The sequence below is a fragment of the Ralstonia sp. ASV6 genome, assembly GCF_016429285.1.
Classification (GTDB): domain Bacteria; phylum Pseudomonadota; class Gammaproteobacteria; order Burkholderiales; family Burkholderiaceae; genus Ralstonia; species Ralstonia flaminis.
Map to the genome: position 1 here is coordinate 50,198 of NZ_JAELUI010000003.1, position 14,208 is coordinate 64,405.

15 protein-coding genes are annotated in these 14,208 nt (G+C 64.2%); 11 read left to right on the forward strand and 4 right to left on the reverse strand.

The features are described from left to right. Window positions 1-6 precede the first annotated feature (6 nt). The 3 genes from JHD73_RS01030 to JHD73_RS01040 form a co-directional block, all read right to left on the reverse strand. Entirely contained in the window at window positions 7-1,680 is a 1,674-nt protein-coding gene (locus tag JHD73_RS01030; protein WP_199026745.1) for a Na/Pi cotransporter family protein, read from the reverse strand. A 15-nt stretch (window positions 1,681-1,695) separates the two neighbouring features. Next, a complete protein-coding gene (locus tag JHD73_RS01035; protein WP_199026747.1) occupies window positions 1,696-2,316 on the reverse strand; it encodes a LysE family translocator in 621 nt (206 codons plus the stop codon). Window positions 2,317-2,442: 126 nt separating this feature from the next. After that, window positions 2,443-3,051, reverse strand: a complete 609-nt coding sequence (locus JHD73_RS01040; protein WP_199026749.1) for an adenine phosphoribosyltransferase — start codon at window positions 3,049-3,051, stop codon at window positions 2,443-2,445. 110 nt (window positions 3,052-3,161) lie between these two features. Between JHD73_RS01040 and JHD73_RS01045 the strand changes: the two genes are divergently transcribed. Beyond that, window positions 3,162-3,740: a DJ-1/PfpI family protein gene (locus tag JHD73_RS01045; protein ID WP_199026751.1), complete on the forward strand. Its 579-nt coding sequence runs from the start codon at window positions 3,162-3,164 to the stop codon at window positions 3,738-3,740. A gap of 54 nt (window positions 3,741-3,794) precedes the next feature. Further along, a complete protein-coding gene (locus JHD73_RS01050; RefSeq protein WP_199026753.1) occupies window positions 3,795-4,199 on the forward strand; it encodes a ribbon-helix-helix domain-containing protein in 405 nt (134 codons plus the stop codon). Window positions 4,200-4,209: 10 nt separating this feature from the next. Here the strand turns inward: JHD73_RS01050 and JHD73_RS01055 are convergent, their stop codons facing one another. Next, complete coding sequence (locus JHD73_RS01055) at window positions 4,210-6,189, reverse strand: monovalent cation:proton antiporter family protein (RefSeq protein WP_199026755.1); 1,980 nt, start codon at window positions 6,187-6,189, stop codon at window positions 4,210-4,212. Window positions 6,190-6,510: 321 nt separating this feature from the next. Between JHD73_RS01055 and JHD73_RS01060 the strand changes: the two genes are divergently transcribed. The 9 genes from JHD73_RS01060 (at window position 6,511) to hprK (ending at window position 14,091) form a co-directional block, all read left to right on the forward strand. Continuing rightward, window positions 6,511-7,494 carry an SIS domain-containing protein gene (locus tag JHD73_RS01060; RefSeq protein WP_199026757.1) on the forward strand — a complete coding sequence of 328 codons (984 nt, stop codon included), beginning with the start codon at window positions 6,511-6,513 and terminating at the stop codon, window positions 7,492-7,494. Window positions 7,495-7,510: 16 nt separating this feature from the next. Then, entirely contained in the window at window positions 7,511-8,110 is a 600-nt protein-coding gene (locus JHD73_RS01065) for an HAD family hydrolase (RefSeq protein ID WP_199026759.1), read from the forward strand. A gap of 4 nt (window positions 8,111-8,114) precedes the next feature. Beyond that, on the forward strand, window positions 8,115-8,747 hold the full coding sequence (gene lptC / locus JHD73_RS01070) for an LPS export ABC transporter periplasmic protein LptC (protein WP_199026761.1): 633 nt from the start codon (window positions 8,115-8,117) through the stop codon (window positions 8,745-8,747). A 68-nt stretch (window positions 8,748-8,815) separates the two neighbouring features. Continuing rightward, window positions 8,816-9,415, forward strand: coding sequence for a lipopolysaccharide transport periplasmic protein LptA (lptA, locus tag JHD73_RS01075; RefSeq protein WP_199026764.1), 600 nt, complete (start codon window positions 8,816-8,818; stop codon window positions 9,413-9,415). A 28-nt stretch (window positions 9,416-9,443) separates the two neighbouring features. Beyond that, window positions 9,444-10,232 (forward strand): LPS export ABC transporter ATP-binding protein, encoded by a 789-nt coding sequence (gene lptB, locus JHD73_RS01080; RefSeq protein WP_199026767.1) that lies wholly within the window; start codon window positions 9,444-9,446, stop codon window positions 10,230-10,232. Window positions 10,233-10,328: 96 nt separating this feature from the next. Then, entirely contained in the window at window positions 10,329-11,837 is a 1,509-nt protein-coding gene (locus JHD73_RS01085) for an RNA polymerase factor sigma-54 (protein ID WP_199026770.1), read from the forward strand. A 51-nt stretch (window positions 11,838-11,888) separates the two neighbouring features. Beyond that, on the forward strand, window positions 11,889-12,242 hold the full coding sequence (gene raiA, locus JHD73_RS01090) for a ribosome-associated translation inhibitor RaiA (protein ID WP_199026772.1): 354 nt from the start codon (window positions 11,889-11,891) through the stop codon (window positions 12,240-12,242). Between the two features lie 345 nt (window positions 12,243-12,587). Next, entirely contained in the window at window positions 12,588-13,043 is a 456-nt protein-coding gene (ptsN, locus tag JHD73_RS01095; protein WP_199026775.1) for a PTS IIA-like nitrogen regulatory protein PtsN, read from the forward strand. A gap of 73 nt (window positions 13,044-13,116) precedes the next feature. Continuing rightward, a complete protein-coding gene (gene hprK / locus JHD73_RS01100; RefSeq protein WP_021196399.1) occupies window positions 13,117-14,091 on the forward strand; it encodes an HPr(Ser) kinase/phosphatase in 975 nt (324 codons plus the stop codon). Window positions 14,092-14,208: the final 117 nt, after the last annotated feature.

The following is a 14,208-nucleotide window of genomic DNA, read 5'->3' on the forward strand; positions in this document are numbered from 1 at the left end:
GATCGGCTAATGCCCGGCGGCCGCTTCCGGTTCGACTTCCTCAGCATCCTTCATGCGGCTGCGGTTCAGGGCCCCCGCGGCATCCAGCACCGGATACGCAGCCGCACAGAACAGCGAATTCAGACGCTTGAAGTCACTGATGATGTCCAGATGCAGCGAGCTGGTCTCGATGCTCTCGGCGGTCTGCTCCGACACGCGCGCCAGGTGGCTGCGCGCATAGCGCTTCTCCAGATCGCGGAAGTGCACCTTCTGCAGCATCAGCCGCTGGGCACTGGGCAAGTCGCCGATCAGGAATACCGACATCGACAGCTTCAGGTTGGCGACCAGTTGCGTATGCATGTCTTCCAGCTCCAGCAAGCCGGCCTCGGAGAAGGTCAGCTTGTGCGCGATCTTCTTCTCGCGCACATCCTGCAGCAGGCGGTCGATGATGTCACCGGCATGCTCCAGGTTGATGGTGACCGAGATGATGTCGGCCCATCGCTTGCCATCGCGCTCGTCCAGCGCCTCGTGGCTGAGCTGTGTGAGGTAGAACTTGACGCCTGTGTAGAGTGCGTCAACCTCGTTGTCGACGGCGCGTGTAGCCTGCAGCAGGCGCACGTCGTCAGTCTTGAGCACGCGCAGTGTGTTCTCCAGCATCTGCTCCACACGGTCGCCGATGCGCAGCACCTCGCGCGAGGCGTTGCCCAGCGCCAGCGTGGGCGTGGCCAGCGCAGACGGGTCGAGATAGCGCGGTGCGACCAGCTCATCCAGATGCCGCCCACCCGGCAGGACGCGCGTGCACAGGCGAGCCATCTGGTCGGTGAAGCCAATCAGCAGCGCAGCCAACGCCACGTTAAACAGCACATGAAACGCCACCACCACGTGCTGCAACGCCACGCCCGCATGCGGCGCCAACGCTGCCAGATGCCCCAGGAACGGCAGCACCAACGCAGCACCCAACACGCGCGAGAGCAGGTTGCCCAGCGTGGCCCGGCGTGCTGCCTGGCTGGATGCAGGCGTGGTCGCCAATGCGGCGATGGCGCTGCCGATGTTGGCGCCCAGCACAATCGCAAAGGCCACCTTGACCGACACCGCCGCAGAGGTCGCCAGCGTGGCACAGAACAGCACCACCGCCAGGCTCGAGTAGCACAGCAGCGTGAGCACCGCGCCGATCAGCATGTTCAGGCCCGTATCGGCCGAGATGGAGCTGAGCAGCACGCGCAGCGCGTTGGCTTCGACCATCGGGCTGGCCGCCACCGCAATCAGCTCCAGTGCCAGCATGATCAGCCCCAGGCCGATCAGCACGCGCCCGAAGTGCCCGACCGGGCTGCCCTTGCGCGACAGATGCAGGATCACGCCAAAGAAGATCAGCAGCGGTGACAGCCACGACAGGTTGAGCGCAAACACCTGCGCCATCAGCGCCGTGCCCACGTTGGCACCCAGCAGGATCGCCAGTGCCGAAGACACGCCCATCAGCCCCTGCGCAACGAACGCTCCAACAATGGTGGCCGTTGCGTTACTGCTCTGCACCAGGCACGTCACCCCAATGCCCGCCAGCAGCGCAGAGAACCGGTTCGACACGCTGCGCGACAGCAACCGGCGCAAGTCCGCGCCATACAAGCGCAGCATGCCGACCTTGACGGTCTGCGTGCCCCAGACCAGCAGGGCCACGCCCGAGAGCAGCTTGAGCAGTGTGTACATCGGTTCCTGTTGCGCTTACTTGGTCAGCGCAACGCGCAGGCCCAGGCCGATGAAGATGCAACCGCTCACGCGATCCAGCCACAGCGATGCACGCGGCGTGCGGCGCATCCAGCCGCCCAGTGCAGCCGCGCACCAGCCATACAGACTGAACACAACGACGGTCTGCGCCATGAACACGCCGCCCAGCAACAGCATCTGCAGCGCGGCATGCCCGGCCTGCGCATCAACAAACTGCGGCAGGAACACCACAAAGAACAGCGTCACCTTCGGGTTGAGCAGGTTGGCGAACACGCTCTGGCGGAACACCTGCCACAGATCCGGCGCTACCTGCAGGCCACCCTTGTTCAGGCCGACACTGCCTTTGCTGCGCAGCGCCTGCACGCCCAACCAGATCAGGTAGGCCGCGCCCAGCCAGCGGATCGCCTGAAACGCCAGGGGCGAAGACTGCAGCACCGCCGCCAGCCCGAGCGCCGCCAGCGTTGTGTGGAACAGGCAGCCCGAAGCAAACCCGGCCGCCGCCGCCAGCCCAGCCTTGCGCCCCTGGCTTGCGCCACGTGCGATCACTTGCAGGTTGTCCGGCCCCGGCATCACCGTGATGGCAATGGAGGTCAGCAGAAACAGCAGCACATGGGGCATCGGCGCCTCCTGGCAATGGAAGAAAAAACGGAAGCGACCATGCTACCGCGCACGGTCACAAAGTGTCATATTTTTGTCACATGAGCGTATGCCGTGGATGCATCGCTTCAGGGCCGTCCGGGTACGTCAATGGCCGTCGAAATGACAGACCGTGAACAGCGGCAGACCGCCCTCGATCAGCAGGCGCGAGCCGCCCAGTTCAGGCAGGTCGACAATCGCCGCGCCCTCCACCACCGTAGCGCCCAGGCGCTCCAGCAAGCGCTTGCCCGCCATCATGGTGCCGCCGGTGGCGATCAGGTCATCGATCAGCAAGACGCGATCGCCGGGCTTGCACGCGTCGGCGTGGATCTCCACCGTGGCGCTGCCGTATTCGAGCGAGTATTCCTCGGCCACCGTGGTGAACGGCAGCTTGCCCTTCTTGCGGATCGGCACAAAGCCCAGGTTCAGCTCGTACGCCACGATGGAACCCAGGATGAACCCGCGCGCATCGATGCCCGCCACCAGATTCAACCCCTGCCCCATGTAGCGATGGATGAACACGTCCACCAGCACGCGCAAACTCTTCGGGTCCTGCAGCAGCGGCGTGATATCGCGAAACATCACCCCCGGCTGCGGCCAGTCCGGCACGGTGCGGATGCGCTCGCGCAGATAGCGCGTCACGTCGCCCAGCTCGGTGGACGCAGGCACGGACGACGGCGTCAGCAAAGCCGCCTGATGGTGAGGAACGTTGGTCATGACTGGAATGGGAAAAGACGATCAGCAATCGGCGTGTAGTAGCCGGCTACCACCCACGGCAGGCGGCGCGTCACCACAATGGGCAGACCGCAACCATACAGGAGACAACCGTGGCGAAAAAGATTCTGATGCTGGTGGGCGACTATGTCGAAGACTACGAAGTGATGGTGCCCTTCCAGGCCCTGCAGATGGTCGGCCACACGGTGCATGCGGTCTGCCCCGACAAGCGCGCCGGCGACTCCGTTGCGACCGCGGTGCACGACTTCGAGGGGGCGCAGACGTACTCCGAAAAGCCCGGCCACCGTTTCACCCTCAACACCACCTTTGCCGAGGTTGACCCGGCGGCGTATGACGCACTCGTCGTGCCCGGCGGCCGTGCGCCCGAATACCTGCGCCTGAACACCCGTGTGCTCGACATCGTGCGCCACTTCGCCCGCGCCGATAAACCCATCGCGGCCATCTGCCACGGGGCGCAGTTGCTGTCGGCGGCAGGCGTGCTGGAGGGCAAGGCGTGTTCGGCATATCCGGCGTGTGGTCCGGAAGTCACCGCAGCGGGCGGCACATTCCAGGATATCCCCGTCGATCAGGCCCACACCGACGGCAAGCTGGTAACCGCCCCCGCCTGGCCGGCGCATCCCGCGTGGCTGGCACAGTTTCTTGAAGTCCTGGGGACACGGGTTCTACACTGATCGGGCTGCCCGCCGGTTGCTCATCCGTGGGCGCCTTATTCGGGAGACCCGGCAATGTGCGAAATCTTCATCCGCGCCAATCCCCACTCGTACGACACCCTGGCCCGCTCGCTGCGCCTGCACGGCGTGGCGACCAGCGTGCGCCTGGAGTGCCTGTTCTGGGAGGTGCTGGAAGAAATTGGCCAGCGCGATGGCCTGACGGTCAGCCAGCTCATCAGCAAGCTGTATGACGAATTGCTGGAGCACCGGGGCGAAGTCGCCAACTTCGCCTCGTTCCTGCGCGTCTGCTGCCTGCGGTATCTGATGCTGCAGCAGGGTGGGCGCATTCCGGCCGATACGCGCGTGTCAATCCGTTCGCTGGATGCCGCTGCCGTGCTGGCGGGCCTGCCACCAAGCCTGGCTGACACCCCGCCGCCACGCCGCTCACGCGGGCCGCTGCTGGAGGCGCTCGCGAAGTAGCGCGCCAGATTCAACGCGGCGAGAGCCGCTCCTCCGCCATCTGCAGCCCCTCGGGGGTGCCACGCAACACGACGATATCGCCAAGCTCCAGCACCGTATCCGGGTCCGGATCAAGCGCGCGGATACCCTGGCGCCGGATCGCCGTCACCGACGTCTTGAAGGTCTCCAGCCCCATCGTGCCGAGCTTGCGGCCGATGGCGGGTGAGCCCTTGGCCAGCGGCACCGAATGCAGGCGCACGGCGTCGCGCTCGAGCATGTCTTCTTCATCGTCCTGGCCGTGGAAGTAGCCGCGCAGCAGGCTGTAGCGCGCGTCGCGCATTTCCTGTGCCCGACGCACCACGCGGCGCAGCGGCACGCCCAGCAGCACCAGCGCGTGCGACGCCAGCATCAGGCTCCCTTCGATGATCTCGGGCACAACCTCGGTGGCGCCGGCCTGCTGCAAGCGGTCGAGGTCGGCATCGTCAATCGTGCGCACGATCACGGGCAGGGTTGGCTCCAATGCCTGCACGTGGTGCAGTACCTTCAGCGCCGAGGCCGTATCCGCATAGGTGATGGCCACCGCCGCCGCGCGGTGAATACCCGCGGCCACCAGCGACTCACGCCGTGCCGCGTCGCCATAGACCACATGTTCGCCGGCCGCTGCGGCATCCCGCACGCGATCCGGGTCCAGGTCGAGCGCCATGTAGCCGATCCCTTCCTGCTCCACCATGTGTGCCAGGTTCTGGCCACTGCGCCCGTAGCCGCAAATGATGACGTGGCGCTCGGTGGCAATGCTCTGCGCAGCGATCTTGGTCATCGCCAGCGATTGCAGCAACCAATCCGTACGCGAGAACCGCATGGCGATCACATCGCTGTACTGGATCAGGAACGGCGCAATCAGCATCGACAGCAGCATCGCCGCCAGAATGGCCTGGCCGAGCACCGGGTCGATCAGGTGCATGCCGTCGATCTGGTTGAGCAGCACGAAGCCGAACTCGCCGGCCTGCGCCAGCCCCAGCGCCGTGCGGATCGCCGCACCACCGCCCGAGCCAAAGCCACGCGCAAGGAAAGCAATCAGTATGAACTTGAACAGCACCGGCCCGGTCACCAGCGCCAGCACCAGCGCCCAGTGCTCGACCACCACGCGCGGGTCCAGCAGCATGCCCACCGTCACAAAGAACAAGCCCAGCAGCACGTCGCGGAACGGCTTGATGTCTTCTTCCACCTGCAGCTTGTACGGCGTTTCCGACACCAGCATGCCGGCCAGAAACGCACCCAGCGCCATCGACAACCCCAGCCGCTCGGTCAGCGCTGCCATGCCCAGCGTCACCAGCAGCAGGTTCAGCATGAACAGTTCCTGCGATCGGCGCGCCGCCACCAGGTGGAACCAGCGCGACAGCAGCTTCTGCCCCAGGAACAGGATCAGCACCAGCGCAACGGTGATCTTCACCGCCGCAATGGACAGCGCCAACACCAGATCGGTGGGGTTCTTGCCCAGCGACGGCACCACGATCAGCAGCAGCACCACGGCCAGATCCTGGAACAGCAGCACGCTGATGATGTTGCGGCCGTGCTCGGTTTCAAGCTGCAGCCGCTCGGCCAGCATCTTCGAGACGATGGCCGTGGACGACATTGCCAGTGCGCCGCCCAGCGCCAAGCCCGCCTGCCACGACAGCGGGTACCAGCGCGATAGCAGCATGGTGATCGGCACCGTCAGCAGCATGGTCAGCGCCACCTGCGACGCGCCCAGCCCAAACACCTGACGCCGCATCGAGCGCAGCTTGGCGAGGTTGAACTCCAGCCCGATCGAGAACATCAGAAACACCACGCCAAACTCGGCGAGGTAGCGCGTCTGCGCAGAATCGGACTCCAGCCCCGTCGCCTTCGGTCCGATCAGCACGCCCACCACCAGGTAGGCCAGCATTGGCGGCAACTGCAGCATGCGGAACAGCACCACGCCGATCACGGCGGCGGCCAACAACACGAGGGTGAGTTCCAGCGGCGAATGCATGCAGCGCGAAAAAACAGGCGAAAGGGGTTGGACAGGGTGGACGATACCCGCGCATCAGGACGGTGCACACGGCAAACATGTCGCAGGCAGCACGCAGCGCGCTGCAAGACCGATGCCAGGGTATAGACGAAGAACGCGATACGCGGGACGCCGTAGAGCAAAAAATGACGGCGTGGCGACGGGAAGAAAAGTGGTTTGAAAGCTGAATGCCGCGGCGCAGCAAACCGGAGCGCCCGCACGCTCCGCAACTCCCCGCAAGCCCAGGCCCAAAGCGCGGCAAGCGGCCGAGACCAGTGTCAATCGTTGTTATACTTCGCCGCCATGATAGCGAATTTCAACCCAGATCGAGCGCTTGCGCTGGCGCAGCAAACCTTCGACATCGAAGCGCAAGCCGTACTCGGTCTCAAATCCCAAGTGTCCGCCGACTTTGCCCGCGCGGTCGAGATGGTGCTCGGCTGCACGGGGCGCGTGGTCGTCTCGGGCATGGGCAAGTCCGGTCACATTGCGCGCAAGATCGCAGCCACGCTGGCCTCGACCGGCACGCCCGCCTTTTTCGTGCACCCGGCAGAAGCCAGCCATGGCGACCTCGGCATGGTCACGCGTGACGACGTCTTCATCGGCTTTTCCAACTCCGGCGAGGTATCGGAGCTGAACGCCATCCTGCCGCTCATCAAGCGGTTGGGCGCCAAGCTGATCGCCGTCACGGGCAACCCGGAATCCTCCCTCGGCAAGCATGCCGATGTGGTGCTCAATTCGCACGTCGACGTCGAGGCCTGCCCGCTGAACCTGGCGCCGACGGCCAGCACCACCGCCCAGATCGCGCTGGGTGATGCGCTGGCCGTGGCCGTGCTCGATGCACGCGGCTTTGGCGCGGAAGACTTCGCCCGCTCGCACCCGGGCGGCTCGCTCGGCCGCAAGCTGCTCACACACGTGCGTGACGTCATGCGCGCCGGCGATGCCGTGCCGCGCGTGCTGGAAGACACGCCGCTGTCGCAGGCGCTGATGGAAATCACCCGCAAGGGCATGGCGATGACCGCCGTGGTCGACGCCGACGGCCACGCCGTGGGCGTCTTCACCGATGGCGACCTGCGCCGCCTACTGGAAACCCCACGCGACTGGCGTACCGTACCGATGGCCGAGGTCATGCACCGCAACCCGCGCTCGATCGGCCCGGACCAGCTTGCCGTCGAGGCCGTTGAAGTCATGGAAACGCACCGCATCAACCAGCTATTGGTGGTCGATGCCGCCGGCATGCTGGTGGGCGCCCTGCACATCCACGATCTGACGCGCGCCAAGGTCATCTGAGCCTGACACTTCGCTGATGTCCACCCCGGCTGAATCCCCCGTCCACAGCAACATCGACGCATGCTTTCCACAAGCGATGGAACGCGCCGCGCGCGTGCGCCTGATGATTTTCGATGTGGATGGCGTGCTGACCGACGGCTGCCTGCTGGTCGGCCCCGAGGGCGAGATCAGCAAGGCCTTCGACACGCTCGACGGCCACGGTATCAAGCTACTGGCCCAGGCGGGCATCACGCCGGCCATCATCACCGGCCGGCAATCCGAGATCGTGGCCTGGCGCGCCGGGGAACTCGGCATCGAACATCTGTACCAAGGCGTAGCCGATAAGCGCGAGGCGTTTGCCCACCTGCTGACTGCCACTGAACTGCAACCGCAGGATGCCGGCTACATGGGCGACGACTGGCCCGACCTGCCGGTGATGGCGCGGGTGGGCTTTGCCGCCTGCCCCGCCCAGGCCCACATCGAACTGCGCAACCGCGCCCACTATGTCGCCCAGGCGACTGGCGGCCGCGGCGCCGTGCGTGAAGTGGCTGACCTGATCCTCAAGGCCCAGGGCGCCTACGACAACCTGCTCGCCCAAATGCTGCCAACCCCACTGCAGGCCCCGCAAACTTTCTGACCCCATGGCCAGCGAACGCTCCCAACGCCTCGTCTCCACCGTGCTGCAGATCATGCTGCGCGGGCTGCCGATCCTGCTGATGGCGGTCGTCTGCGGTGTCACGTTCCTGCTGGTGCAGGTCAACACCCCGCAAACCGACGAAGCCGCCAACCAGCCCAAGCGCCACGTGGCCGATTACATGATGGACGGCGTCTCGGCCACCGCGCTGGACGAGAAAGGCGTGACCAAATACCGCTTCACCGGCGTCCACATGAACCACTATGAGGACGACCTGACTTACAACGTCACCTTCCCGGCGCTGCGCGTATACGCACCCGACCGCCCGCAGGTGACCGCCCGCGCTGACCTCGGCAAGATGAACGGCGAAGGCACCATCATCGATCTGTACAACAATGCCAAGGTCGTCCGCGCACAAGGCCCTGACCCGCGCCAGGACCCGCTGATGACCGCCGATTCGACCTACTTCCAGGTGCTGCTCAACGACGACATCGTGCGCACCGACAAGCCGGTCGAACTGCACCGCGGGCCGTCGGTCATGAACGCCAACGGCCTCACCTTCAACAACGTGACGCGCCAAGTACAATTGCTGGGCAATGTGCGCGGCCGGATCGAAGGGCTGGGGACGCCGAAGCAGTAGACAGTAAACTGCGCTCACCCCGCCCCTGACCACGCCCATCGACCGCGCTCTTCTCTGAATTGATTTCCATGACCGACTCCCTCCGTGCCGCCGGCCTTGTCATCGCCCAAGCCGTTGCCATGTTGCTGCTCCCGGCCCTGCCCGCGCATGCCGAGCGCGCCGACCGCGACAAGCCGCTGGTGCTCGAAGCCGACAACGCCAGCTATGACGACCTGAAGCAGGTCTACCACCTGACCGGCAACGTCGTGCTGACCAAGGGCACCATGGTGCTGCGCTCTGACGAGGCCGATCTGCGTACCGATCCGGAAGGCTACAACTACGCCATCGCCACCTCCAAGCCGGGCAATCTGGCGTTCATGCGCCAGAAGCGCGACAACGTCGACGAATACATCCAGGGCTGGGGCGAACGCATCGAATACGACGGCAAGCAAGAGATCTCCAAGCTGATCACGCGCGCCCGCATGGAACGCCTGCAGGGCGCCACGCAGCTCGACGAGATCCGCGGCGCCGTCATCACGTACGACGGCCAGAAGGAGTTCTACACAGCCTCGGGCGGCCCGGAGAACACAACCGCCGCCAACCCGTCGGGCCGCGTTCGCGCCGTTCTCGCGCCGCGCACCAGCACACCGGGCGCACCGGGTACGCCCGCGCCTGCCGCCAAGCCCTGATCCGCACGCCTGTCTTTTCGTTTCGCCTATGTCCGCAACTACCCTCGCCCCCAAGACCGCCGCTCCGCAGGCCACGACCTCCAGCACGCTGGTCGTACGCCATCTGAAGAAGCGTTACGGCACGCGCACGGTGGTCAAGGACGTATCGCTCGATGTGAAGAGCGGTGAAGTGGTCGGCCTGCTCGGCCCCAACGGCGCGGGCAAGACCACGTCGTTCTACATGATCGTGGGCCTCGTGGCGCTGGACGCCGGTGACATCGTGCTCGACGGCGAGCACATCAGCCGCCTGCCGATCCACCAGCGCGCGCGCATGGGCCTGTCGTACCTGCCGCAGGAAGCCTCGGTGTTCCGCAAGCTCAACGTGCAGGAGAACATCCGCGCCGTGCTCGAGCTGCAGGAGCAGGATGGCAAGAAGCTCTCGCAAGACGAGGTCAACCGCCGCCTCGACGGCCTGCTCGACGATCTGCAGATCGCCCACCTGCGCGACAACCCCGCACTGTCGCTCTCGGGCGGTGAGCGTCGCCGCGTGGAAATTGCCCGGGCACTGGCCTCGTCGCCGCGCTTCATCCTGCTCGATGAACCGTTTGCCGGTGTGGACCCGATCGCCGTGGGCGAAATCCAGCGCATCGTCAGCTTCTTGAAAGACCGCAACATCGGCGTGCTGATCACCGATCATAACGTGCGCGAAACCCTGGGCATCTGCGATCACGCCTACATCATCAGCGAAGGCACGGTGCTCGCCGCCGGCATGCCCGAGCAGATCATCGAAAACGAGGATGTGCGCAAGGTCTATCTGGGCGACAACTTCCGGATGTAAGCCTCGCACGGCGCTTACGTCGTAAGGACGTGGCAAACCCGCACCTTAAAGCAAAATCCGTTCCATCGACTGACTGTTGGGCATAGAATAGCCCGCATGAAACAGTCGCTCCAGCTCCGTCTCTCTCAGCATCTTGCGCTCACGCCGCAGCTGCAGCAGTCCATCCGGTTGCTGCAATTGTCGACCATCGAACTGCAGCAGGAAGTTGAACAGGCCCTGACCGAAAACCCGCTGCTGGAGCGGGAAAACGAGTGGCTCGACACCTCCGCGCGCATCGGCTCGGACGGCTCCGTCAACGCGCTGCAAAACAACAGCGCTACGCCGCTACCCACCGAATCACCGCCGCCTTCGCCCAACGGCGCAGACAACTCCGACGCCCCGGACAACAGCTACGACGGCCACGACAACGGCGCCGATTTCGACAGCGATTACGGCTCCGACCGCTCTGACTGGAGCCTCGACGACTTCGCCCGCAAGCCGCAATCCGATGAAGACGATCGCGCCCCGCTGCAGTTGCGCGAAGCCGAACAAAGCCTGCGCGAATTCCTCATGGAGCAGCTCGCGCCGCTCAAGCTGTCGATGCGTGACAGGGGTCTCGTCATCTTCCTGATCGAATCGCTCGACGATGAGGGCTATCTCTCAGCCACGCTCGACGAGATTCTTGGTGACCTGCCCGCGGAGCTCGAAGTCGAAATCGATGAACTGCAAGCCGCGTTGCGCATGCTGCAGAGCTTCGACCCGCCGGGCATCGGTGCGCGCTCGGCAGCCGAGTGCCTATCACTGCAATTGCATCGGCTCGACTCACCAGCGAAGGCGCTCGCGCTCATCATCGTCAACCAGCATCTCGAACTGCTCGCTGCGCGCGACTACACACGACTGAAGAAGGCACTGTCCGTCGATGAGCCCGCGCTGAAGGCAGCGCATGAACTGATTCGCTCGCTGGCGCCATTCCCAGGACACGCATTCGGCCGCGCAGAAGCCGACTTCGTGGTACCCGATGTTGTCGTTCGCAAGACCAATGCTGGCTGGATGGCGCAACTGAATCCGGACGTCATGCCACGCCTGCGCATCAACGACATGTATGCGCAGATTCTGCGCAGCAGCCGTGGTGAAACCGGCGCCGCCAATCTGCAGCAGAAGCTGCAGGAAGCTCGTTGGCTGATCAAGAACATTCAGCAGCGCTTCGACACGATCCTGCGTGTCTCGCAAGCCATTGTCGAACGTCAAAAGAGCTTTTTCACGCACGGCGAAATCGCCATGCGCCCCTTGGTTTTGCGGGAAATAGCTGATACGCTGGGCCTACACGAGTCCACGATCTCCCGTGTGACGACAAACAAGTACATGGCAACGCCCATGGGGACGTTTGAGCTGAAGTACTTCTTCGGCAGCCATGTATCGACGGAAACCGGCGGGGCCGCGTCATCCACTGCGATACGCGCGCTCATCAAGCAACTTGTAGGAGCCGAAGACCCGAAGAATCCTCTGTCCGATAGCAGAATTGCCGAGCTGTTAGGCGAACAAGGATTCGTGGTGGCCCGTCGGACGGTGGCCAAATACCGCGAAGCCCTCAAGATCCCTGCAGTGAATCTGCGCAAGTCTTTGTAGCCGCATCGCGGGCAATTCCGGTGCGGCCCATCCGTGAGAAGGAGAACCGCTATGAACTTCAAACTCAGTGGACACCACCTGGACATCACGCCACCGTTGCGTGAATACGTGGAAACGAAACTGGAGCGTGTGATCAGGCACTTCGATCAGGTGATTGGCGTCAGCGTGTTGCTATCGGTCGATAACCACAAGGAGAAGGACCGTCGCCAGTACGCGGAAATCAACCTGCACCTCAAAGGTAAGGACGTCTTCGTCGAGTCACACCATGAAGATCTTTATGCGGCCATCGACCTCTTGGTCGACAAGCTGGACAGGCAGGTCATCAAGTACAAGGATCGTGTGCAAGGGCACGATCGCGACAGCGTGAAGCACCAGGCCTTCCAGGCCGTGCAGATGCAGCAATAGCAATCCGCACCGCAAAAGACCGCGCCCTCAGATGGCGCGGTTTTTTTATGCCGTGGTGCATTCCCGACGAATCCGATTGCATCCGAATTAAGTCGGGCTAAAATCTGACGAAAGTATGAATGCCGGGCGTGGCGTGGGTTTTGCCGCCATGCTGGCAACAACAGGGTCGATGCTCAGGCGCCATTTGCCTGCACCGACTGATCCGCAGCCTTGGGGGATTCGCCTTCTGCCTGCGCGGCACACCGCTGGTGCGTCGCACAAAGCCGCGCGGCACGTGGTCTATAATGACCCGATTGTCCGCGCCACTTTGGTGCAGAAGGACGCCGCTCATTTCACGCATTGCACATGAATCGCTTGGCCAAACTGCTGCCGCCCGGGAATATTGCCCTCGACGTCAGCGTAACCAGCAAAAAGCGGGTCTTTGAACAGGCCGGTCTGCTGTTCGAAAACAACCACGGCGTCGCCCGCGCGGTCGTCACTGACAACCTGTTCGCGCGCGAATCGCTCGGCTCCACTGGGCTGGGTGCCGGCGTAGCCATCCCGCACGGCCGCATCAAGGGGCTCAAGCAACCCCTGGCAGCATTCATGCGCCTGGCCGAGCCGGTGCCGTTCGAGTCGCCCGACGGCAAGCCCGTCTCGCTGCTGATCTTCCTGCTGGTGCCGGAACAGGCCACCCAGCAGCATCTGGAGATCCTCTCCGAAATTGCCCAGCTGCTGTCCGATCGCGACATGCGCGAAGGCCTCGCCACCCAGCCGTCGCCCGAGGCGATTCACCAGCTACTGACCGACTGGCGGCCCTGAGCGCGGCGCAATCGGCGCAGCAACGCAACCGATTGCGAATGCGCACCGCCCAGCGGCATCACCGCGCCCTGCTATGGAACTGACCGGCGTCACCGCCCAATCGATCTTCGACGACAACGCAGCTGACCTGAAGCTGTCGTGGGTCGCTGGCCTGGAAGGCGCGGACCGCGCGTTCGATGTGGATTTCGCCAAGGAGGCCACCTCGGCGGCGGACTTGGTTGGGCACTTGAACCTCATCCACCCGAACCGCATTCAGGTGCTCGGCAAGCCCGAGATCACCTACTACCAGCGCTTGTCGGAAGAAAACCGCAAGCGCCAGATGGGTGAGCTGATCCTGCTGGAACCGCCCTTCCTGGTGGTGGCTGACGGCGTGGATCCCCCGCCCGATCTGGAACTGCGTTGCACGCGTTCATCCACGCCGCTGTTCACCTCGCCGATTTCGTCGGCGGCCGTCATTGACCACCTGCGTCTGTACCTGTCGCGCATCTCGGCACCACGTGTGACGATGCACGGGGTGTTTCTCGACATCCTCGGCATGGGCGTGCTCATCATGGGCGATTCGGGGCTGGGCAAGAGCGAACTCGGCCTGGAGCTGATCTCGCGCGGCCATGGCCTGGTGGCCGACGATGCGGTCGACTTCGTGCGTCTGGGGCCGGATTTCATCGAAGGCCGCTGCCCGCCGCTGCTGCAGAACCTGCTGGAAGTGCGCGGCCTGGGCCTGCTCGACATCAAGACGATCTTCGGTGAGACGGCCGTGCGCCGAAAAATGAAGATCAAGCTGATCGTGCAGCTTGTGCGCCGCAACGACGGCGAGTTCGAACGCCTGCCGTTGGATTCTCAGTACCTCGACGTGCTCGGCTTGCCGATCCACATGGTGAAGATCCAGGTGGCGGCCGGCCGCAACTTGGCCGTGCTGGTCGAGGCTGCCGTGCGTAACACCATCCTGCGCCTGCGCGGCATCGACACGCTGCGCGACTTCATGGACCGCCAGCGCGCTGCCATGCAGGCCGAAGCGGCGTCACACTCGCCCCAGGGCCGGTTGCTTTAACAAAGTCGTTACAAAGCTTCGCAATTCGAGGGGTTTTACCCTAGTTTTGTCGAGAAACGTCAACCCGACATGCCCCCGCCCCGTTGTGGAGGGGAATGCGCCGGGCACGCACGCGGC